20 protein-coding genes are annotated in these 21003 nt (G+C 64.9%); 8 read left to right on the top strand and 12 right to left on the bottom strand.

Annotated elements, in window-relative coordinates; all coding sequences use genetic code 11:
* The first annotated feature begins 162 nt into the window (after nt 1-162).
* Complete coding sequence (locus LWC34_RS10160; RefSeq protein WP_308200006.1) at nt 163-1101, top strand: helix-turn-helix transcriptional regulator; 939 nt, start codon at nt 163-165, stop codon at nt 1099-1101.
* On the opposite strand, the gene LWC34_RS10155 is transcribed toward LWC34_RS10160, so the two are convergent.
* The 3 genes from LWC34_RS10155 to LWC34_RS10145 all read right to left on the bottom strand — a co-directional run bounded on the left by LWC34_RS10155 (nt 1089) and on the right by LWC34_RS10145 (nt 5186).
* Nucleotides 1089-2054 carry a ParB/RepB/Spo0J family partition protein gene (locus LWC34_RS10155; protein WP_233724747.1) on the bottom strand — a complete coding sequence of 322 codons (966 nt, stop codon included), beginning with the start codon at nt 2052-2054 and terminating at the stop codon, nt 1089-1091. The genes LWC34_RS10160 and LWC34_RS10155 overlap by 13 nt on opposite strands.
* Before the next feature lie 56 nt (nt 2055-2110).
* On the bottom strand, nt 2111-3766 hold the full coding sequence (locus tag LWC34_RS10150; RefSeq protein ID WP_233724746.1) for an FAD-binding oxidoreductase: 1656 nt from the start codon (nt 3764-3766) through the stop codon (nt 2111-2113).
* Nucleotides 3767-3986: 220 nt separating this feature from the next.
* Nucleotides 3987-5186: an MFS transporter gene (locus LWC34_RS10145; protein ID WP_233724745.1), complete on the bottom strand. Its 1200-nt coding sequence runs from the start codon at nt 5184-5186 to the stop codon at nt 3987-3989.
* A gap of 284 nt (nt 5187-5470) precedes the next feature.
* Between LWC34_RS10145 and LWC34_RS10140 the strand changes: the two genes are divergently transcribed.
* From LWC34_RS10140 to LWC34_RS10125, 4 genes are read left to right on the top strand one after another with little or no spacing between them, the layout of a single operon-like run.
* Entirely contained in the window at nt 5471-6913 is a 1443-nt protein-coding gene (locus LWC34_RS10140) for an MFS transporter (protein ID WP_233724744.1), read from the top strand.
* A gap of 3 nt (nt 6914-6916) precedes the next feature.
* Complete coding sequence (locus tag LWC34_RS10135; RefSeq protein ID WP_233724743.1) at nt 6917-7660, top strand: alpha/beta hydrolase; 744 nt, start codon at nt 6917-6919, stop codon at nt 7658-7660.
* On the top strand, nt 7657-8142 hold the full coding sequence (locus LWC34_RS10130) for a hypothetical protein (protein WP_233724742.1): 486 nt from the start codon (nt 7657-7659) through the stop codon (nt 8140-8142). The genes LWC34_RS10135 and LWC34_RS10130 overlap by 4 nt, the downstream gene beginning before the upstream one ends.
* On the top strand, nt 8139-8954 hold the full coding sequence (locus LWC34_RS10125; RefSeq protein WP_233724741.1) for an LLM class flavin-dependent oxidoreductase: 816 nt from the start codon (nt 8139-8141) through the stop codon (nt 8952-8954). Before LWC34_RS10130 ends, LWC34_RS10125 begins: the two co-directional genes overlap by 4 nt.
* Before the next feature lie 471 nt (nt 8955-9425).
* Here the strand turns inward: LWC34_RS10125 and LWC34_RS10120 are convergent, their stop codons facing one another.
* The 4 genes from LWC34_RS10120 to LWC34_RS10105 form a co-directional block, all read right to left on the bottom strand.
* Nucleotides 9426-10049: a glycoside hydrolase family 25 protein gene (locus LWC34_RS10120; protein WP_233724740.1), complete on the bottom strand. Its 624-nt coding sequence runs from the start codon at nt 10047-10049 to the stop codon at nt 9426-9428.
* A 132-nt stretch (nt 10050-10181) separates the two neighbouring features.
* Nucleotides 10182-10589 (bottom strand): hypothetical protein, encoded by a 408-nt coding sequence (locus LWC34_RS10115; RefSeq protein WP_233724739.1) that lies wholly within the window; start codon nt 10587-10589, stop codon nt 10182-10184.
* 129 nt (nt 10590-10718) lie between these two features.
* Nucleotides 10719-11204 carry a DUF488 domain-containing protein gene (locus LWC34_RS10110; protein WP_233724738.1) on the bottom strand — a complete coding sequence of 162 codons (486 nt, stop codon included), beginning with the start codon at nt 11202-11204 and terminating at the stop codon, nt 10719-10721.
* Between the two features lie 2 nt (nt 11205-11206).
* Complete coding sequence (locus tag LWC34_RS10105) at nt 11207-11545, bottom strand: YybH family protein (RefSeq protein WP_308200082.1); 339 nt, start codon at nt 11543-11545, stop codon at nt 11207-11209.
* A 73-nt stretch (nt 11546-11618) separates the two neighbouring features.
* Here LWC34_RS10105 and LWC34_RS10100 point away from each other — a divergent pair, with 73 nt between their 5' ends.
* Nucleotides 11619-12593 carry a helix-turn-helix transcriptional regulator gene (locus tag LWC34_RS10100; protein WP_233724736.1) on the top strand — a complete coding sequence of 325 codons (975 nt, stop codon included), beginning with the start codon at nt 11619-11621 and terminating at the stop codon, nt 12591-12593.
* A gap of 232 nt (nt 12594-12825) precedes the next feature.
* On the opposite strand, the gene LWC34_RS10095 is transcribed toward LWC34_RS10100, so the two are convergent.
* The 4 genes from LWC34_RS10095 to LWC34_RS10080 form a co-directional block, all read right to left on the bottom strand.
* Entirely contained in the window at nt 12826-14844 is a 2019-nt protein-coding gene (locus LWC34_RS10095; RefSeq protein WP_233724735.1) for a hypothetical protein, read from the bottom strand.
* Entirely contained in the window at nt 14841-15587 is a 747-nt protein-coding gene (locus LWC34_RS10090; protein ID WP_233724734.1) for a hypothetical protein, read from the bottom strand. The genes LWC34_RS10095 and LWC34_RS10090 overlap by 4 nt, the downstream gene beginning before the upstream one ends.
* A gap of 81 nt (nt 15588-15668) precedes the next feature.
* Nucleotides 15669-16325: a Crp/Fnr family transcriptional regulator gene (locus LWC34_RS10085; protein WP_233724733.1), complete on the bottom strand. Its 657-nt coding sequence runs from the start codon at nt 16323-16325 to the stop codon at nt 15669-15671.
* Nucleotides 16326-16447: 122 nt separating this feature from the next.
* Nucleotides 16448-16825 carry a hypothetical protein gene (locus tag LWC34_RS10080; RefSeq protein WP_233724732.1) on the bottom strand — a complete coding sequence of 126 codons (378 nt, stop codon included), beginning with the start codon at nt 16823-16825 and terminating at the stop codon, nt 16448-16450.
* Between the two features lie 208 nt (nt 16826-17033).
* Here LWC34_RS10080 and LWC34_RS10075 point away from each other — a divergent pair, with 208 nt between their 5' ends.
* Nucleotides 17034-18287 carry an IS256 family transposase gene (locus LWC34_RS10075; RefSeq protein WP_233724731.1) on the top strand — a complete coding sequence of 418 codons (1254 nt, stop codon included), beginning with the start codon at nt 17034-17036 and terminating at the stop codon, nt 18285-18287.
* Between the two features lie 585 nt (nt 18288-18872).
* A complete protein-coding gene (locus LWC34_RS10070; protein ID WP_233724730.1) occupies nt 18873-19868 on the top strand; it encodes a trypsin-like serine peptidase in 996 nt (331 codons plus the stop codon).
* Nucleotides 19869-19928: 60 nt separating this feature from the next.
* On the opposite strand, the gene LWC34_RS10065 is transcribed toward LWC34_RS10070, so the two are convergent.
* Nucleotides 19929-20999 (bottom strand): 3-deoxy-7-phosphoheptulonate synthase, encoded by a 1071-nt coding sequence (locus LWC34_RS10065; protein WP_233724729.1) that lies wholly within the window; start codon nt 20997-20999, stop codon nt 19929-19931.
* Nucleotides 21000-21003 lie beyond the last annotated feature (4 nt).

The following is a 21003-nucleotide window of genomic DNA, read 5'->3' as shown; positions in this document are numbered from 1 at the left end:
TCATCACTCAGCTGATCCACTTTGAAAGCCAAGTCTGGCGAATACGGCTCGATGCTAAACGCAGCGGCGGACCGAAAGGAATCGCTGTGCAACAACTCATTTTAGACAGTTGAACGCACGCGTGAATTCAGTCAAATCACCGTATTAAAACCAGGAATCCGGATGTGTGACAAGGGTGGCACCGACAGGGACAGGCAGATCCGGCCGCCGATGCGGGACACTGGTGAAGTGGACACAGAGCTCGGTGACTTCCTGCGCACGAGGCGAGCCCGGCTGCAGCCGGAAGAGGTCGGCCTCGCCTCCTATGGCGCCCGCAGGGTGCCCGGCCTGCGCCGCGAAGAGCTCGCACAGCTCGCCGGCGTCAGTGTGACCTACTACACCCGGCTTGAGCAGGGACAAAGCCAGAACGCGTCGGACGACGTGCTTGACGCGATCGCCCGCGCGCTGCGCCTGAACGACGACGAGACGGCGCATCTGCGCAACCTCGCGCGGCCGGCGAAACGCAAGCGCAGGCAGACATCGCGCCCGGAAACCGCACGTCCGAGCACCCGTCAGCTGATCCTCGCGATGGACGGTGTCGCGGTCGTCGCGATGGATCGCCGCAGTGACGTTCTTGCCTGGAACACCCTCGGCCACCAACTGCTCGGCAGCCATTACGACGTCAACAGTCCCTATTCTGTCGGGACGCGTCCGAATCTCACCAGAATGCTTTTTCTCGACTCGCATACGCGCGAGTTGTACGCCCGATGGGACGACGAGGCAAAGCGTTCGATCGCGTCGCTGCGATTGGTGGCAGGCCGTCATCCGGACGATCGGCATTTGGCCGAACTGATCGGTGAGCTGTCCATGAAAAGCACCGAGTTCGCCGCGTTGTGGTCGCGGCATCCGGTGCTCAACTGCACGTTCGGCGTGAAGTATTTCCACCACCCGGTGGTCGGCCAGATCGAGCTGGCGTTCGAGGTCGTGCAGATGCCGGACGATTCGGCGCACCGGATCCTGATGTACAGCGCCGAGCCGGGCACCCCGTCGGAGGCCGCGTTGCGGCTGCTGGGCGCGAGCACCCAGCAGACCGCGAGCGAGAAGGCACCTCAGGACTCTTGAGCAGCGGCCATTTTGTGGCGCCGCTGCAGCTGTCCCGCGAACTGCCGCCACGCTCCCGCGCACTCGTGTGCCGCTTCGGACACCATCTCGGCGTAGTGGATCGGCACGGCGTCGGCCAGCCGAAGCCACTCACGCGACCCGATGGCGTGCGTATCCAGCAGCCGCAACAGCATCCGGCCGACGATCGAGTAGCGCAGCGACGGATCGTTGCGTAACGCGTCGACCGTCGCTCGCTGCTCCTCCACCGGCCGCGACGACGGGACCGGGAGCGCAGCGGACCCGCTGTCGTTCTCCAGCGCCGCCCGTTGCTTTGGCAGCAACGGGTCCTCGCCGCGACGTAACCCCTCACGCACGTCGCGTGCGGTGCCGACCGAGATCCCAGCGGCCTTGGCAATCGCACGCAACGACGCGTTCGGATTGTTGACCACGAACTCGCAAGCAGCGCGCCGTCCTTCCGCACTGCTCATCGGCCGTGATTTGCCGTCAAGCCCGACCCTGGTCGGGCCTTCTGCTTTGCCCACGCGCGCCCGGATCGCCGCGACCGTGCCGGACGCGAGGCCGGTGACCGACGCGATGGCCCGGTCGGACCATTCCGGCCGCCAGCACACGATCCGCTCGGCTGCCGCAGACCTGTCGGCCAAGGACAGTGGCAGGCCGTTCTCCACGTTGGCCCGCAAGGCGAACACGAACACCTCGAACGGCGACCCGTCGAAGAGCCGCGCCTCGATCGTCTGTGAGCCGCGCACGACCGCGGCCCGTAGCCGGTGCATGCCGTCGATCACTCGCATCGTGGCCCGGTCCACGATGATCGGCGGCAGTTCGGTGTTCGCCTCGGCAAGCAGTCGCACGTATTCGGCGACCTGCCCGCCGGTCCTCGGCGAGTCGGCCGGTTTCACGTCGGCGATCCTGAGTAGACGGACCGGGCCGAGCGCTGGCGATTCCACAATGGACATGTTTGGACGGTGTTCCGGCATCATGCTTCCCCCAACCCCCTTCAAGCCAGACGCCGTCAGACTGGTTGAATGGACAACGCGTGCCGGAAGTAGTTGGTCGGGTCATAGCGCCGCTTGACCCGCTGCAACCGGGGGTAGTTGTCCTTGTAGTACAGAGTCGACCACGGCACACCGGAACGGTTGTACGACGCGCTGGCGACATCGTTGTCCGGGTAGTTGATGTAGCAGCCGTCGGCCGTGGTGCCGGGAACAGGGACGCCACCGGTCGCGGCGAAGAATTCGCCGTAGAGCTCACGCAGCCAGCCGAGGTAGAACTCGTCCTGTTCCGGCTTCTCCCAGAAGGTCTGGAAGCACATCTTGAAGATGGAACTGCGCTGCGCGTTGGCTGTCGCGTTCGGACCGACCGCGTTCACCTTGCCACCGAAGGAGAACAGCACGAGCATCGTGTCCGGGTTCTGGAAGTCCGGGCGTGTCATGTGCTTGTAGAGCGCCGCGATCTGCGCGTCGGTGAAGTTCTTGAGCATGTACGCCGACTTGTGGCCGCCGCGCGAGCTCGGGTTGGTGATGGTGGGGTTGTTCGTGCCGACCATCCGGGTGGCCTGCAGCCACGGCAGTTCGCGAGGCGCCTCGAAGCCAGGCATGGCACCGATTTCGCCCATCGAGCGGGTCGCGGCCTGCGGGGTGACGCTGACGCCCTCGGTGATCGCGGCGATGTAGTCGTCAAGCAGCTTGCGCGCACCCGGCGCGCCCGCGTCGACCTGGGTGAACATCCCCAGGCCGCCGTGTGCCTTCGAGCTGACGTTGAACAGGCTGCTCAGGCTGGTCGCGGGCGAGTTCCGGCCCGCGTTGCGCTCGTGCCACGCGCCGAAGTTCTTCAGCAGCCGGTGGAATTCGCGCTCGTCGAGCTCGTCCCACGGGAACTCGATCGCGCTGACGAGCACCTTCGACGGCGGGGAAATCAGCTGGTCGGACGGGTTGGTCCCGGTCGCGCCGGGCGAGCGGAACCAGTAGCGCGTGACGACGCCGAAGTTGCCGCCACCGCCACCGGTGTGCGCCCACCACAGGTCGCGATGCGGGTCGTTCGCCTCGCGTGTTGCCACGACTGTCCGAACGCGACCGCCGTTCTCGACCACGACAACCTCGACCGCGTACAGGTGGTCGACCGTCAGGCCGTGGGCACGCGAGAGCAGGCCGTACCCACCACCGGCGATGTGCCCGGCAATGCCGACGCTGTAACAAATGCCGCCGGGGATGGTGACGTTCCAGCCCTTGAACAGTGCCTCGTAGACGTTGATCAACCGGGCGCCGGACTCGACCGCGAACGCGCGGCGCGCCGAGTCGTAGTAGACGCCGGTCATCTCCGAGACGTCCAGGCCGACCTCGACCTCGGGGTTGCACACGAAGTCGGAGAAGCAGTGCCCGCCGCCGCGGATCGAGACCCGCTTGCCCGCGCGGACGGCGTCGCGCACCGCGCGCTCAGCGTCCTCGGTCGACTTGATCATGCGGATGTAGTCCGGCTTGGCGACGAACCGCTGGTTGTTGCCGGTCGTCAGCTCCGGGTAGCGCGGGTCGTTCGGGCGGATGGTCGCCCCGGCCGGAGCAGCGACCGCAGGCTCGGCATAGGCCGTCCCCGTGCCTGCCGCCAAGGCGCCTGTCGCCGCGGCCGCGCCGAATAACAGTGATCTGCGATTCACCGCACTGGCATCATTCATCGTGGAGAATCCCCTTTTCTGTGCATACTTAATAAGCCGGACACATCAGCAACCGCCCGGAAACATGAAACAAACAATCACGCGGATATAACGCGGATTTCCCTGACTCCCCCGTATTCTGCGTCAGCAACGTACCGCGCGCCATAGAGGGGGTCAAGCGATCCACATTGCATAGCCGAAAATCTGCACCTTTGGACAAATTCGCAGGTGAAAGGGTGCCTTACCGAGCGCCCGCGACTGGGAATTCCTCAACGGCGGAGGAATGCATTCCCGACCTTCGGGACAGCCGGTCAAGCGTTCCGGACACGACCGCGACCGACAATCCGGACAAAGCGAGAAGCGCGCCGACCCAGTTCGCCGATGTGAAACCGAATCCGGCGTCGATGGTCAGCCCGCCGAGCCACGCGCCGATGGCGTTGCCGAGGTTGAAGGCCGCGATGTTGGCTGCCGACGCCAGCGCTGGCGCCCCTTCGGCCTTGTCCATCACCCGCATCTGCAGCGCGGGAACGGTCGCGAATCCGGCCGCACCGAACAGCAGGATCGTGATCGCCGCGGGTAGCTGTGCCTGTGCCGTGAACACGAGGATCAACAACACGACCGCGAGCAGCGTGAGGATGACGTACAAGCTCGGCATCAGTTTGCGGTCCGCGGCACGCCCGCCAACAACGTTGCCGATGCACAACCCGGCGCCGAACAGGATCAGCAGCCAGCTCACCGCGCCCTCGGAGAAGCCCGCGACCTGCGTCATCATCGGCGCGATGTAGGTGAAGGACGCGAACACCCCTGCGAAGCCGAGCGTGGTCATGAGCAGCGCCAACCACACCTGCGGACGGCGGAACACGGCCAGCTCGCCGCGGATCCCGCCTTCTGGAACGGGCTGCCGCGGCACGAGGGTGATGATGCCGATGATCCCGACGACGCCGAGGGCCGTGACCGCCCAGAACGTCGACCGCCAGCCGAAATGCTGGCCAAGGGCGGTGCCGAGCGGCACGCCGAGGACGTTGGCCACAGTCAGCCCGGTGAACATCATCGCGATCGCGCTTGCCCGTTTGTTGGGCGCGACCAGGTTGGCCGCCACCACCGAGCCGATCCCGAAGAACGCGCCGTGACACAACGCCGCGACCGCGCGGCCGACCATCAGCAGCGCGTAGTTCTCGGCCACCGCACACAGCGCGTTCCCTGCCAGGAACACCGCCATAAGCAGCACCAACATGGTCTTACGCGGCAGGCGCGAGCCCGCTGCGGTCATCAGCGGGGCGCCGATCACCACGCTCAGCGCGTAACCCGAAATCAGCAGGCCCGCACTGGGAATGGAAACCCCCAGGTCGGCAGCGACCTGTGGCAGCAGCCCGACAATGACGAACTCGGTGGTACCGATGCCGAACGCGCCGATCGCGAGGGCCAACAAAGCGACTGTCATCGCCGCACTCCCTGGTCTTTGACAGCACTGCGCCCTCGGGTAACACGACGTTGACTCATCGGTAAATTGAGCGCTTTACTAAAAGCGTCGTTTTGCATTTATCCCCCAGTCTTCCACCCGGCTGCCGAATGGCGTCATTGTGACCCGCCATCCCGCTGCGTGGGTATCCCTGCGAGTGCTATGCAGCGGAGTGCTCGGCAACGCAGGGTACTGGCTGCGCGGCTGGAGCTCGGTGGATTGTTGTATGACAAAGTCTTCATTCCTCCGGAAAGGAAAAAATCGGCATGTCTAGTGTCGAGCAGGTCACAAGCGAGGCCGGGGCCGTAACGGCCGCGCCGTCGATGACCTCGCGGCAACGCCTCACCCTCATCCTGTTGCTCAGCGCGAGCTTCACCCTCGCCGTCGACTTCTCGATCCTGAACGTGGCGCTGCCCCAGATCGGGTCGGCGGTCGGGTTCTCCCTGGAGAACTTGCAGTGGATCGCGACGGCGTTCGCCCTGTGTGCCGCGGGTTTCACGTTGCTGTTCGGCCGGGTTGCCGACCTGTTCGGCCGCAGGCGGCTGTTCCTGGTCGGCATGGCGTTGCTCGGCATCGGTTCTTTGGCTGGTGGCCTGGCCACCGACCCGGCGCTGCTGCTGGCCGCGCGGGTGGCGCAGGGTCTGGCTACGGCCGCGGTCACTCCCGCCGCGTTGTCGCTGCTGACGACGTCCTTCCCGGAAGGCGCGCTGCGTGACAAGGTCCTCGGCCTCAACGGCGCGCTCATGGCCTCGGGCTTCACCACCGGCGCGATCCTCGGCGGTGTGCTCACGGACGTGCTGAGCTGGCGTTGGGCGTTCTTCATCAACGTCCCTGTCGCGCTTGTGGTTCTGGTGCTCGCGCCGACTGTGCTCACCGAAAGCCGCCCGGAAGAGCGGCCGAAGCTGGACGTGCCCGGCGCCATCACCGTGACGCTCGGTCTGCTCGCCATCGTCTTCGGACTGACCACCGCGGGCGAAAAGGGTTGGGCGGACACGCTTTCGTGGGGTCCGCTGGCCGTCGGTGCCGTGTTGCTCGTGGCCTTCTTGGCGATCGAGAAGCGGGTCGCGGCGCCGTTGGTGCCGACGTCGATCCTCAAGCGCCGCAGCATCGGCTGGGGCAACTTCGCCGGGCTGCTCGCGTTCATCACCGAGACCTCGCTGGTCTTCCTGCTCACGCTGTACCTGCAGAAGATGCTCGGCTACACGCCGCTCGGCGCGGGCCTGTCGTTCGCGGTGCTCGGCGCGGGCACGGTACTCGGCGGCATCATCGCACCGAAGATCATCGGCAAGCTGGGCAACAAGAAGACCGTGATCGCCGGTTTCCTCGTCCAGGCCGCCGCCACGTTGCCGCTGGTGCTGCTCGGTGACACCTCGGCATCGATCGCGCTGCTGCTGGTGGCGACCTTCGTTGGCGGTGTGGCGAACCTGGTGGCGATCGTCGGGTTCATGGTGACCGCGACCGGTGGCTTGCCGGACAACGAACAGGGCATGGCGACCGGCCTTGCCACGATGAGCCAGCAGGTCGGCATCACCATGGGCATCCCGATCATGAGCGCGATCGCCACAGCCCGGGTGCACGCGCTCGGCGGCGAGACACCGTCGTCCGTGCTGGACGGCGTGACCACCGCGATCTACGTCAACACCGCGCTGTGCCTTGTCGCGGCCGCATTGATCGCGCTGTTCCTGCGTCCCGCCAAGCAGGACGCGTAACGAGTGGGCGTCACGTGGGAATCGGTCGTCGTGCGCGGCGTGCCAGCCCGGGTGTTCCGTCCAGCCAACGGACGGGACGAATGGCTGGTGTGGGCGCACGGCGGCAGCTGGATCCGCGGCTCGGTCGAAGGCTGGCACGAACCGTGCGCCGACTTGGCCGTGCAATCCGGCCGCACGGTCGTCAGCGTCGAATACCGGCTGGCACCCCACCACCCCCACCCCGCGGCACTGACCGACGTACTGACCATCATGGACTGGGCGTCCACCCAGAGCGGCCGGGTCGCGGTCGGCGGCGACAGCGCGGGCGGCACTATCGCCGCCTGCGCGGCGCTGACCTGGCGAGACCTCGGCCGCTCGCTGACCGCCCAGGTGCTGGCGTATCCACCGTTCGACCCGGAATGCCAGGCCGCCTCGTACTCACTGGGGACTTTCCCGACCAAATCGGACATGCAGGCGGCGTGGCGGCTGTACCGGGCAAACGGACCTGGGGACGCGTACAGCACGCCGTTCGACGCCAAGGACCTCAGCGGCCTGCCACCCGCGGTGCTCGGCGTCGGCTCACTCGATCCGGTGTCGGGCGACGTGCACGACTACGCCAAGCGCCTGCGGGCCGCTGGGATTACCGTGGAGTTGCGGCTGTTTCCGGGCCTGCCACACGGCGTGTTCCTGCAGCCGGGCGCGAACCCGTTGCGTGACTGGCTTGGTTCCGCGTTGCGGGACCTCACCGCCATCAAGGAGACATCATGACCCTGACCCATTCCGAAGCGCTGCTGCGGCACTTCGCCGACCTACGCGACGGCACCCACGGCGAGACCGCGGTATCCCGTACGGACAAGGAAAAACTGTTCGCCGATACGGTGGAGTTGCTGGATCCCGTTGCCCGGCAGGCACTCGCCGAGATGAACTCCGATCTACTGCTGGACACCGGGACCATCGTGGCCTCCGGGCTGACCCGGTCGCCGGATGGTGGCGTTGCCGCGGTGTGGGCGCTGTCATGGAAAGAGCAGGAGGGCGCGGGCATCAGTCCTGTGCTGATCCGTGCGCACTATGGCCGTGGTTTCCATCATCCGCACTTGTCCGGCGCCACTGTGGGTGAATGGCCGCTCAACGTGTTCACGCCGGAGCAGGCCGCTCACGAGTTGCCGACGATGCGGGCGATCATCGCCGCGGACCTGCACAATCTGGTGTTCGAGGCGGACTACCGGATCGTCCCGGCGACGACGGCGTGACCGTGCGGCTCTCGATCCTCGACCAATCCCCCATTCCCGAGGGCGGTACGGCGGCTGAGGCATTGCAGTCCTCAGTGGACACCGCGCGTGCCGCCGAGGGTTTGGGCATTGCCCGTTACTGGGTGGCTGAGCACCACAACTCGCCGGGTTTTGCCGGTACCGCACCGGAAATCTTGGCCGGGGCGATACTGGCGAACACTCGGACGATGCGCGTCGGATCTGGTGGCGTGCTGCTGCCACGGTACACTTCGGACAAGGTCATCGAGGTTTTCCGTGTGCTGTCGGCTTTGTACCCGGGGCGGGTGGATCTCGGTGTCGGTCGCGCGGGTGGCCCTGCCGGTGAATTTCCGCAGCAGGTCTCGGATATCGTGCGGGCGATGGGGCCTTCGGACGTGTGGCTGCTTGGCAGCAGCGGGTCTTCGGCCGGTCTCGCGGCACGCCTGGGAACTGGGTTCGCCTTCGCCCATTTCCTCAACCCCGCGCCCGGGGTCGCCGCTTTGGACGCGTACACCAGTCAGGCGGCGGATCCTCGTGGCGCGCTCGCGCTGCGTGTTGTCGCGGCCGACACGGCTTCGAAGGCTATTCGTTGGCGCAGGGTTTTCTGTTGTGGCGTGCGAGAAAGGACCTCGGCGACGACCGGCCGATGCCTTCGCCTGCCACCGTCAGCGCGCATCGCTGGACGAGCATGGAGCTGGAGCGCGCCGATCTACACAGCCGCGCGCTGCTGGCCGGGACACCGGAACAGCTTCAGCCCATCCTGCTCGGCCTGGCCAAGCACCATGGTGTGGATGAGGTCATTGTCAATACGTTGACACATGACCCTGCTGACCGGCTTCGGTCTTATCGGCTGTTGTCTGAGGCTGTCTGCTCGGTCAACGCTTGACCTGGCATCCCTTCCTCCCGTCTGGCGTGCCCGATGCGAGGAAGGGAGCCCTGTCCAGCATTGACACCTGATCGTGTGGTTGCCCTGTACTGCAAGGACTTTCACGTTTCGTCGGCCTACTCTGGAGGCATGGGGGAGAACGCATCGACACTCTGGCAGCTTCTCGACAATCGCGAGCTTGTCGCGCGCATCTCCGTTTCCGAGGGCGAGCTACGTCGGGTCTATGCATCCGGCGCGCCTTGGTCCTGCGGCTCGTCCACCGCAGCGAATGGACAGTCGAGCTGAAAGACGACGGCGCCTGGTTCACTCCACCGGACTTCGTCGATCCCAATGCCGCTTAACTAAGCGGCATTGTCGTCGATCCCGAACGCAGACCTCGGCGCAATTACTTACACCGCGGCTAGCTTCTGACTGGCATCGGGCCGATCAGCATGTCCAGATCGCAGTTCGGTCCGATGCCGGGCACGCGGCCCTCGTGGCTGTACTGGTGAATGACCGACTGCGGGTGCTTGAACTTCGGGTTGCCTGGCGTGGCACCGGTCCATTTGCCGGTGTCCGCGACCCACAGTTTCACTTCGGGATCGGCGTACGCCTCCGGCCCGATCTGCTTGCCGAACCACGAACCCGAGCTGTACAGCACATATCGCCGGTCACCCGTGACCCCACGAACACCCGCCATGTAGCTGCGGCACCATGGGCCACCGCCCATCACGTCGTTCTCGTAGTCAAGGGCGTGCGCCAGGTGCGGTGCGGGCGCTTCGTCCAACACTTGGCGCAGGCACGAAAGGAAGTACAGCGCGTGCTGTTCCGGCGATCCTTGGGTCGTGTCGATACGGTGGTACAGGCCAAATGGCACGCCGATCTGCGCGAAGCCTCGCATGTTCTGGACGGCCTTGGTGTCGAACTCGTTGAGGCCCTTGCACAACCTGATGTACGCGAACCTCAGCGCAGTACCGCCGGCCAATGCGGTGAAGTCGATGTCTCCTTGCCAGACGGCGACATCCACCCCAGTTATGTCCACCATACGGGGCCCCTCAGGTCCAATTGGACAGCCAGCGCTGTCCACCAACAATCCCATGTTAGTGGTCTCCGCTGATGTGGCTGAGCCAAACGTCCCACCTGTCTGGTCGCGTCGGGACCAGACAGGCGGCAGCGGCTAACGCTTGGCCCAGGCGAGCGATTCCGCCTGACGGTACACGTCCTGCACCTGCTTGGCCTCGGCGAGAATGGCCTCGAAGTCGCCACCGGCGATGGCCACGGCGTCGATCCGCGGCAACTGGCTGTTTGCCTTGGTGATCAACGCTTTCACGTCGGCATACCTGTCGCAGTAGTCGTAGCTGGACATGTACTCGCCGACGTAGCTCGTGACGTCGTTGACAACCCTCGGCACGTCGAGACCCGCATGGAACGCTATGTCCACATTGTACTCAAGGTGGCCGAGTTGGTAGTGGCCGCCAAACACGTACCGGGCGCACCATGTACCGGCAGGAGCCGCAGCGGCAGCAGGAGCGCTGGCAACGGCCGCCGCCGCGACCGCGACAACGAGCCCGATCAGTTTGCGCAAAGAAACCTCCGTGGTGATGGGGGAACGTCCGGGTTCCGCGCTGGCGGTCGCGGCACCCGGACGTGATCTACGCGCCCCCGTTGAACGAGGTTCGACAGCGAGATCGTCACCAGTTGCCAGTCGAACGCCCTACTCCGGACGGAGGTCGGTGACTGACAGGCCATGCTCGATACGCAGGCGAATGGCCACAAGTGAGCGGTGGCATGCCTCCGGATCACGCTCGACGCAGAACAGCGCGGTAGCCGCGTCAACAGGAAGTTCGGCCACGAGCCCGCGCAGGTCGAACGGATCGAGGATCTCGTCGGTGTAGCCCTCGACATACCCCGGGGCAAGCGCGATGCGGTTGCGCTTGCCCACACCTTGACGATCGTCCTCGCGGTACTGCAAGTGGCGCAGTTCGGTCGTCGGCGCCAACTCCTTCACGTGCCGATAGCCGATACCAGCCTCGGCGAGCGTGTGCTGCAGACGCGCGGAGTTCGCCCATGAGTACTCGCGGCCGCGAACACCGCGACGTTGGCGGAGGTCGAGCAGCAGCCCGACTCCCCCGCCAGTCAGCCGCTCGACGAACGCTTCAGCCGTGAAGCCGTAGACACCGATCGTCGCGATACGCCTCATCGCTACGGCACGAGTACCGGCTGGTCCACGACCCACAGCCATGACCCGTCTGCCTGGCGACGGGCGACCTCCACGGTCATCTCACCGGTGGTCAACGTGGACACCGTGAGTGCCAAGTCGCCGCTCACCAGCGCTGGATGCTGCCTGCCCGGCATGAGCACCGGGGCAGCCGCCACGAACTGCTCGTACACCTTGCGGATCTCCGCGTGTCCGCTCGCGAGGTTGCCTGGTGGGAACGCCAGCACGGCGTCCGGCTCGTACAACGCCACCAGCCCGTCGACATCGCCCGCATTGCCGTGCTCGATGAAGTATTTCCCCAGGTCGTTCGGCTCGGTAGCCACTTTCCTTGTCATGCCGACAAGCCTCGCAACTAATCATGACATCTTGTGTCGTGTATTTCAGTAGACTTTTCTTATGCGTGCCGACCGGTTGGTTTCGCTGGTGCTGCTTCTGCGCCAGCACGGCCGGATGTCCGCGACCGCCCTCGCCAGCGAACTGGAGGTGTCCACGAGGACCGTGCTGCGTGACATCGAGGCGTTGTCCGCGGCGGGCGTTCCGGTATACGCCGAACGTGGCAGGCATGGCGGTTTCGCTTTGCTGCCAGGTTTCCAGACCGAGCTCACCGGGCTGAACCACGACGAAGCGCTCGCGTTGCTCGTTGCCGGATCGCGGCGCGGGGCGCAGGCATTCGGGCTTGGTGCGGCGTTGGCGTCGGCCATGCGCAAGGTTGTTGACGCGCTTCCCGAGAGCTATCGAGCCACTGCAGCCGGTGCGGCCCAACGGTTGCTCATCGATCCGGAGACGGACCTCTTGGAGCGCCGACTGGCCAGTGAAGAGGTGCCTGATGCAGTCGTGAGCCAGGTGCGCAGCGCGGTCTTCGCCGGGCACAAACTGCGCATCCATTACGCGGCCGTGGACCAGAGTGCACAGTGGCGCACGGTAGACCCGATCGGCCTGGTAACCGCGCGCGGCCAAGGTTACTTACTGGCCAAGAGGTCCGGCGCCGATCGCACGTATCGGCTGTCCCGGATCTTGGCCGCCGAGGAGCTCGCCGAACCCGCGCAGCGACCCGACAAGGTCAACCTTGACCGGGCCTGGCAGGAACGCAGCACGCAGTTCCGGACCGGCGGCGACCAAGTCACCGTGCTGGTACGGGTGAATCCGGCACGGCGCGGGGACGTGGTGGGCACAGCGCTGGCCGTCCTCGCCGAGCAAGCTGACGCGGACGGCTGGCTGCGAATGGAAGTGACCTTCCAAGACTCACGACACGCCGAATGGGCGTTGTGGCAACTCGCCACGAACGCGGAAGCCCTTTCCCCACAATGGCTACGCACTTCCCTGCACGACCGCGCCACAGAAGTCGCCACCCACTACGAGGTGCCGTCTTAATCGGGAGTCGGACCGTATCGCGGTCAGATCGACCTGACGCTCCCCGGCGACAGTGCCGTCCGGCTTTCGGTGCGCCGGATGGGCGCAGGGTTGGCCGCGACGTACTCCTACGGTCCCGGCGAGATCCGCGACATGGTGATCCGTGCCGGGACATCAGGTGGCTTACGCCGGAAATCGACGTCGGTGCGTTGGCCCGTCAGCTCGCCGGCCGAGTCCGCGATGGACTCGGCTTCTAGGCGCTCCAGCGCTGATGACGTCGAGCTACCTTGAAGATCCACCGAATTGGCTTGCGACGGGTGGGATGGCGACGGCACAGCGCCACAACCTTCCGCCATGACGCCCACCACCGGAGATCCGGTGCCAGCAAGGTAAGGCTTCGCACCAGTTCCACGCCCGCTGACTCGGTACCTTGCTCGGCCTGTTCCGCAGTGCTGTAGTAGGCGACGCCCGCCAGCTTGAACAAGTGGTCAAGGGCGACAGGTCCGAAATCACGGTCCAAGAGCGCCCGCTCGGCGAGCACAGCGACCTCGGTCGAATGTTCCGTGATCATCTCAGCCGCCTCGACGTAGATATTGTTCGCGTTCGGCGTCAGGCCAGAGACCCACATTCCGACCTTCAGCGCGACCTGCCGCGGGCCGTCGTCAGCACCGGTGCGCCTTGCTGTCTCGGACCACGCGCAGAGTTCACTGAGCACAGTGGACCGATGCGGAGGCGCTTCCTCCAGCGTGAAGAGCAACGAGTGATACACCGACATCCGAGCGACCACGCTGTCCGTCTTAACCAAGATCGCGTGGAGTCGATCGAGCACCAAACTCGGATCTGTCTTGCTGTACCTCAACGCGTACGTCATCGCGGCGGTAGCCTTCCGCGTGGGGGACCCGGTGTCCACCCACTCCGTCAGCGTCTGATCCACCACCGGCTGCAGGTCGTGGTCCTTGGCCAGCCGCACCAGTGTCCAACTCGCCAGCTTTCGCTTCGCATGACTTCTGCTCGCGGCCAGCTGGTCGATCATGCGCAATGGCTCGTGCGCGGGAGTCTTGGCGATGATCCAGCACAACGCGTTAATGCAGGCTGAGGGAAATCGATCGAGCAGCGCGGGCACACACAACCAGCTCAGCAGGATGCGGTGCACCGACAGATACTCGCGCCAGACGTGGCAAAGCGCCGCCTCAGCCCAGTCCTGCCGGACGAACCTGATGGTCTCCTCCTGCAGGCCCGGATGCCGCGGATGCTCCCGGACAACCGTTTTCGCACCGACGTCGCGGAGCACCGCCTGCTTTGACTTGGCGAACACTTCACGAGGACTGAGTTCCTCATCTGGCGGCAGCTCCGCCGTGCGGATCAGTTCATCGAGCTCGCTCGCGTACTCCGCGACCTCGTCGTACGGCTGGTTCTCCAGTACAGCCACCGCCAACATCATCGAGAACTCGAGTACTGACCAGTCCTGATAAGTCGTCGCGATAGTCTGGTCGATGTTTTCGGTCAGCAACTCGATCGCTGCCGCTGTTGTCAGTTCCTTGTTCGCGACGGCAATGGCCAGCTCTGCCGCCCGCACCGCCTTATCAGGCGGGTCATCCTCGTTGAGGCCAATGCCCAGCTCACCGTTCAGCACCTCCCTCGCGGTGACCTGCACGTCTTCGTCCCGTCGACGAATAACCGCGAGGGCGATCGTCGCAGCATTCGGTGGCGACATCCGGACTATCCGATAGCCAGCTTCCCGTGGCACATACGACTCGTGATCCACGATGATCACCAGCCTGCTGTCAACCGAGCGCATGACATGCGCGACCTGTTCCAGGTGACTTCCCGTGAACGCCGTTGCACCAGTTTCGCCCGCCCGCCAGAGATATCCGGCACCGTTCCGCAGTTCCTGCGCCTCGACCGATCCCAGCCCCCGGGATCCGTTGAGATGCGCGATCTGAGAGTGACCATGGTGCAGCAAAAGCTTGCGACCGGTGAACGTCCGTCCAGTACCTATGCCGCACAAGACAACCACAGGGCTGTCGCGCAAAATGGTGCAAGCCCTGTCGAACTGGGTGTTGGGCACGAACTGCTCTTTGAGATCGGCGATCTCGTCCGCGTTGAGCCACAGCGTGACCAGGTCTGCTTTCGTCGGCCTCGCGTCGACCATGGTGACGTCACCATGGATGTCATTGGCTTGAAGCCCGGACATCGGGCCGTTGACTTCGTTCTTCTTCGATTCGCCTGTCTCGGCGGCGACCGTGCTGGTCTCCACTTCGAGTGCGGTCATTGCCCCATCCTGAACGAGACGTTGCCGGCGATGGTGTTCGCTTGCAGGCCGCTCATGGGACCGTTCGCAGTGTTCTGCATTGACCCGTTGGGCGTGCCAGCAGGCGCAGCCCCGGATGCGGACGCCGGCCCCTCGGCTGCGACTGACGCGACCAGACTCTTGGCCTCAAACCCCGGAACGCGGATCCATGCTGGCTGGGCGAATTCCTTGTCGGACGCGGCAACCGACGCGAACTCGGCTTGGGTGACCAGTCTCGTGTGGTCACCGCCGAAAACCGCGCGATACGCATTGTCAGAGACGATCAAACCTGTATTGACGTCACCGCGGCGCTCGGCCAAACAGCGCTCGACCACCTGCTTGAACACTGGTGCGTTGAGTAGCCTGCTAAGTGTGATCTTCGGCTCGTAGTAGCCGGGTTCGGGACCGACCGGCCCGACATGGACAGCGATGCGCAGCCGCACGTCCGGCTTGTGCCACCGATTGTGCTCCGCGGCCTTGACTTCGAGCAGGCTCGCCGCGTCGAACAGCGCACCTAGATCGCTGCTGGGCAGCGTCACCAATGCGCCGTCTCCCGTCGGTTCCCAGTTCGTCGCCCGCGACAGCTGAACCCCCGCGTCTGTCAACGCGGTACGCAGCATGGTGTCCGTGGACGATTGGAGCTTTTCCAGATAGTGACCTGGATTGCGGGCCGATCCGATCACGTCGACACCTAGCAGCGCGTGATGCTGAGGCAGGGAGTTCATCGCACCTCCACGTTCGTCATCCGGGAAGAGCGAGTGTGGAGAAGACGCGCCGCATGGTCTCCCGGAAATCCGGGACAAGTCTCAGCGACCTGGCTTCCAACTGGGTTGGTCCAGCTTCTCTTCGAGCCTGCGCACATCCGGCAGCAAGTACCAAAGCCTGCCGGTTTGGACTAGATGGTCCGACCTCAGCAACTGCAGCGCGGCGTCGACCGACTTCTCGGAGGCGTTGACCGTCTGAGCCAATTCTCGCTGTGTGATGCCACGTACCCGCAGACCGTCGGCAGTCTGCTCGCCGTGTTCCTTCGCCCATATCACCAGCTGGTAGGCGACGCGGTTCGGCACCTCACGGGAGGCCATGGCGAGTTGCCTGTGGTCGGCGTTGCGCAGTCTGCGGTCGAGTGTCTCGTTGACCATCAGCAAGACGTCAGCATGCTGTCTGGCTAACTCCCGAAATCTCACACCAGGAACGCGCACTGCCACACCAGAAATGTGGCCGACCACAGAGGCACTCCGAGGCCGCCCGCTCATGACGCCCAGTTCGCCGATCAACTCCCCTTGCCCGTACAGATCGACGATCAACTCCGACCCATCTCCTGCTGACAGAGACACCTTCACCACACCGGATTCGATCAGCAGTACATCTTGGCTGGCAGCACCGATTGTCATCAGACGGTCCTCCCGATCGAACTGCCGACGCTGACCCGCTCGCCGCAAGTGCTCGATCGCGTGCTCATGCATGACCGTTCATGGTGCCGTAGAAGGACTCTTGGCCAGCAGGTCGTTCACTCGATGGGCCCAATCGAACGGGTGGCCGGTCACGGTGTTCTCGCCATGACCGGCCAAACCTCGCGTCGAACAGCTCACTCTTCAGCCGGTGGGGCCAAGTGGCTAGCGATTGCGGTGAACGCCGCCGCGGCAAGTCCCAGCGCGAGCCAGAAAATGGCGGAGCCGCTCTCAAAGAAGGAAACGTCGTACCAGGCGGAGTAGGGAACTGTCGCACTCCAGAGCACGAACGCGGGCAGCGACAGACCGACCCGCAGCCAGAAGCGATCGAAGTTGTGCCGGTACAGAGCGCCGATATAGACGAACACCGGCGTTGCCGCCAAAGCAATCGACCATGCCCACCAGCTCACAACGGGAGGCTCGGTTGGCTGCCCTTCAGGAGTCAGCGGCGGTTGCATCATGGTCACGGCGGCGGCGTAGAATGCGAGAACCTCAGCAGGCAACCACTTGGCCAAGGCAGCCAAGCTGGCGCCTGCTTGACCAATGTCGGCGCAGTGGGTGCACCACCGCCGTTTCCTCCGTCACCGCCGCCAGGTGCGGTTGTGTCCACTGAGGTGGTGTACGACGTTTCCGCTGGTTGGCGGCGTGGCGTCTCCATAAGGGACGGCCACCGCGTGATCCTTTCGAGTACCGACCAAGGAACTCAGAGGAAGGATCACCACGATGGCCGCAGTCGAGGGTATCGACCCGACCGGCTGGTTGGATGACCAACTCGCCGCGGCGAGTCCGGATCTGTTGCGCAGCATGGTCAAGACGTTCGCTGAGGCGGTGATGTCGGCCGAGGCCGACCAGCGGTGCGGGGCCGAGTACGGCACCCGTAGCCCGGAGCGGGTCAACTCCCGCAAGGGCTACCGGACCCGGGACTGGGACACGCGGGCCGGGACGGTGGAGCTGGCGATCCCGAAACTCCGCTCGGGCTCCTACTTCCCCGAGTGGCTGCTGCAGCACCGTCGGCGGGCCGAGCAGGCCCTGGTCACCGTGGTGGCCACCAGCTACCTGCTGGGCGTGTCGACCCGGCGGGTGGAAAAGCTGGCCGAGCAGCTGGGCGTGAAGAGCCTGTCGAAGTCCCAGGTCAGCGAGATGGCCACGCACCTGGACGCGCAGGTCAAAGCATTCCGGGAACGCCCACTGGATGCCGGGCCCTACACCTTCGTGGCGATGGACGCGTTGACGATGAAAGTCCGGGAGAACGGGCGGATCGTCAACGTGCACGCCCTGATCGCCACCGGGGTGAACAACGACGGGCACCGCGAGGTGCTTGGCCTGGACGTGGCCTCGCAGGAGGACGGCGCCGGGTGGCTGGCGTTCCTGCGCGGGCTGGTGGCCCGTGGCCTGACCGGGGTCTCGCTGGTCACCAGCGACGCGCACACCGGGCTGACCGCCGCGGTGGCCTCGGCGCTGCCGGGCGCGTCCTGGCAGCGGTGCCGCACTCACTACCTGCGTAATCTGCTGACCAAGGTGCCGAAGTCGGCGCAGCCGGGCGTGGCCACGCTGGTGCGCACGATCTTCGATCAGGCCGACGCTCAGACAGTGCGTGAGCAGTTTGGCAAGGTCGCCGATTCGCTGGCCGACAAGCTGCCGGCCGCGGCCGAGCATCTGGACGCCGCCCGGGACGAGTTGCTGGCATTCACTGTGTTTCCGCGTGAGTTGTGGAAACAGCTCTGGTCCAACAACCCGCAGGAGCGGCTGAACAAGGAGATCCGCCGCCGCACCGATGTGGTCGGGATCTTCCCGAACCGCGCGGCGATCATCCGTCTGGTCGGCGCGGTGCTGGCCGAACAGACCGACGAATGGGCCGAAGGACACCGCTACATCGGGCCGGAGTTGTTGTCCCGCAGCAGAATGCACCTGCTACCCAACGACGACACGGCCACGGAAACCAAAGAAATCATGGCCACCGAGACCATGACCGCCTAAAGTCCACACTGGATCACGCGGAGCCTTCTCTTACACCACTCCGCAGGGCATGACCCCAGGTGCCGGACTCATTACCTTCGGACGTAGCCGACCAGCACCGATTCGCAACGCACTCATAACGGCCTCCCATACTCCGGCCGGGAATAGATAGCGGTGCCATCGCACAACATCGAACTGGTATTACGGCCACACTCTGAGATACCCGTTAGGCGCAGGACTTTCGCCCGAGCGTCCCAATGCGCGCATCCGCTGGACACGCAAAGTTGACCAGTGATGTCCGTTCCGTAACCCAGTGCGTGGCGTTCAGGTAGTCGTTTGTCATCCGGACACAGCTGCGGTGTCGGATGATCCAGGCCAAGGTTGTCCCGACGGCCCGGCGTCGGGACGGCACGCTGACCGAGACCAGGGACACCCCTCTTATTCCCACATTTACGTTCACTATATTCGGATCATCCCATTGGTCCGGCGGACGGAATACCGCCTCCGCCGGTAGGCGGTTGTTGAATCACAATCAGCTCCGTAATGTGGAGAGTTGACCGGGTAATTCGGCAGTATGAAAATCCTGTTTACGGGGGTTCCATGAGAATGACCCGAAGATCGATGCTCGTTGCCATTTCCAGCCTGACGCTGACGGCGTCGATACTGGTCACGACGCCAGCGGCGGCCGAATCCACGTCGGCTAACGAGGCGATCGTCAGCACGGCCGCGGTCGTCTGGGACGAGAGCGTCGGCGCGCAGCGGAAGGTTTCGGCTGAAGACGCTGAGCGGATTGTCAACGACTACTGGACGCCAGAACGACTCGCCGCCGCCATTCCCATCGTTCCAACCACCGGCACAACGAATGAAAAGGCGCCTGCCGCGCTTGCGAAAGAGGTGACCGCCTCAACTCCGGTGGCACCCGCGGCCGGCGGCCCGTCAACCCAGGACGCCTGGTTCTCCAACACCAACGGCAAGATCTTCTTCGTCGACCCACGGGACAACCGGGGATATGCCTGCTCGGGAAGCGCACTGAACAGCGGATCGAAACGCCTCGTCTCCACCGCGGGCCACTGCGCGGTCGTCGGCGGCGGCAACGGCCAGGTCATGCTGAACTGGGTCTTCATCCCGGGCTACCAGCGCGGCGCCGAGCCACGAGGCCGGTTCTCCGCTTACTGGTTCCACTACTCAACAGGCTGGTCGGTCCGAAACGACTGGCAGCGGGACTTCGCGTTCGTGGTGACGCACAACAACGGCTTCGGCCAGCAGGTGGTCAACGCGGCAGGTGGCCACGGATTCCGGGTGAACGGCAGCTACAGCCGTTTCGTGCACATCGCAGGCTATCCAGGAAACCGCGACGGTGGCGAGGTGCAGTGGTACTGCTGGGGAACCACTGACCAGTGGCCGGGAGCCAACGCATATCGACTCGGCTGTGATTTCGGCGGCGGCGCCAGCGGCGGACCATGGCTGGAGGATTACCAACCCAACGGCCTCGGTTACGTAATCAGCGCCACCCAGGGCATCCTTAATGGAGCCAATTCTGGCCCTTATTACGACAACCACGTTCTCGATGTCTACAACGCCGCGAAAGATCAAACTCCGTAGGAAAAATTCGTGACCTCTGAAGCGGCGGGCGATGGATTCGCCCGCCGCTTCGCAGCTAATTCACCGCCTACGGGCGGCGGTCGCTGAGGCGAGGTTGTGCAGGACCGTCTGTGTGGTGGTGAAGTCGATGCAGGCGTCCGTGATGGATTGGCCGTAGGTCAATGGCTGGCCTGGGCGCAGATCTTGGCGACCTGCCTTGAGGTTCGACTCGAGCATGACGCCGACGATGCCGCGCTGGCCGTCCTTGATCTGCTCGGCGATCTCTTCTGCGACAACAGGTTGTTGGTTGTGGTCCTTACGGCTGTTGTCATGGCTCGCGTCGATCACAACACGGGCAGGCTGCCCGGCGTCCCGCAGTGCGGCCAGTGCACTGTGGACAGACGCTGGGTAGTGGTTGGGCGCGTTGTTTCCGCCGCGCAGCACGAGATGGCAGTCCGGATTGCCAACCGTGTGCAGGATCGCGGGCAGGCCACTTGGGTTTACGCCGGGAACCACATGACGGGCCGCGGCCGCACGGATCGCGTCGATAGCCACCGTGACATCGCCATCCCGACGGTTCTTGAAGCCGACGGGCATGGACAGGCCGCTGGCCAGCATGCGGTGGTTCTGGCTTTCGACCGTCCGTGCGCCGATCGCGCCCCAGGACACTGTGTCGGCGAGGTACGCGGGGATGGTGGTGTCGAGCCATTCGACCGCGGTCGGCAGGCCGCGTTCGGCCAGCTCAAGCAGGAGGTGCCGGGCGATTCGCAGGCCGTGGTTGACGTCGCCGGTTCCGTCGAGGTGCGGGTCGTTGATGAGCCCTTTCCAGCCTCCGATCGTGCGGGGTTTCTCGAAGTACACACGCATCACGATCAGCAGGTCGTCGGCGAACTGGGTGGCCGCGGTGGCCAGGTGGTCGGCGTATTCCAGTGCCGCGGCGGGGTCGTGGATCGAGCATGGGCCGGCGATCACGAGCAGGCGGTCGTCCGAACCGTCGAGGACGCGCACGACCGCCTCGCGGCCTTGTCGCACCGTCTCCGCCGCGTCCGCGCTCAGCGGCAGTTCGTGGTGCAGCAGGGCGGGGGTGACCAGGGGAACCATGCGGTCGATGCGTTGATTGTCGAGATCAACCGCGGTGGCGGTGGGTGTCATCACA

This window comes from Kibdelosporangium philippinense (assembly GCF_021390435.2).
GTDB classification, from domain to species: domain Bacteria; phylum Actinomycetota; class Actinomycetes; order Mycobacteriales; family Pseudonocardiaceae; genus Kibdelosporangium; species Kibdelosporangium philippinense.
Note: the sequence above shows the minus strand (reverse complement) of the source record. Positions and strands in the feature narration are given on the sequence as shown.

Coding starts and splice junctions, on each gene's coding strand:
- LWC34_RS10120 (WP_233724740.1), bottom strand. CDS start 10,049: ATGGTGGACATAACTGGGGTGGATGTCGCCGTCTGGCAAGGAGACATC.
- LWC34_RS10110 (WP_233724738.1), bottom strand. CDS start 11,204: ATGAGGCGTATCGCGACGATCGGTGTCTACGGCTTCACGGCTGAAGCG.
- LWC34_RS10100 (WP_233724736.1), top strand. CDS start 11,619: ATGCGTGCCGACCGGTTGGTTTCGCTGGTGCTGCTTCTGCGCCAGCAC.
- LWC34_RS10130 (WP_233724742.1), top strand. CDS start 7,657: ATGACCCTGACCCATTCCGAAGCGCTGCTGCGGCACTTCGCCGACCTA.
- LWC34_RS10070 (WP_233724730.1), top strand. CDS start 18,873: ATGACCCGAAGATCGATGCTCGTTGCCATTTCCAGCCTGACGCTGACG.
- LWC34_RS10085 (WP_233724733.1), bottom strand. CDS start 16,325: ATGCATGAGCACGCGATCGAGCACTTGCGGCGAGCGGGTCAGCGTCGG.
- LWC34_RS10160 (WP_308200006.1), top strand. CDS start 163: ATGTGTGACAAGGGTGGCACCGACAGGGACAGGCAGATCCGGCCGCCG.
- LWC34_RS10150 (WP_233724746.1), bottom strand. CDS start 3,766: ATGAATGATGCCAGTGCGGTGAATCGCAGATCACTGTTATTCGGCGCG.
- LWC34_RS10090 (WP_233724734.1), bottom strand. CDS start 15,587: ATGAACTCCCTGCCTCAGCATCACGCGCTGCTAGGTGTCGACGTGATC.
- LWC34_RS10145 (WP_233724745.1), bottom strand. CDS start 5,186: ATGACAGTCGCTTTGTTGGCCCTCGCGATCGGCGCGTTCGGCATCGGT.
- LWC34_RS10155 (WP_233724747.1), bottom strand. CDS start 2,054: ATGTCCATTGTGGAATCGCCAGCGCTCGGCCCGGTCCGTCTACTCAGG.
- LWC34_RS10140 (WP_233724744.1), top strand. CDS start 5,471: ATGTCTAGTGTCGAGCAGGTCACAAGCGAGGCCGGGGCCGTAACGGCC.
- LWC34_RS10075 (WP_233724731.1), top strand. CDS start 17,034: ATGGCCGCAGTCGAGGGTATCGACCCGACCGGCTGGTTGGATGACCAA.
- LWC34_RS10095 (WP_233724735.1), bottom strand. CDS start 14,844: ATGACCGCACTCGAAGTGGAGACCAGCACGGTCGCCGCCGAGACAGGC.
- LWC34_RS10065 (WP_233724729.1), bottom strand. CDS start 20,999: ATGACACCCACCGCCACCGCGGTTGATCTCGACAATCAACGCATCGAC.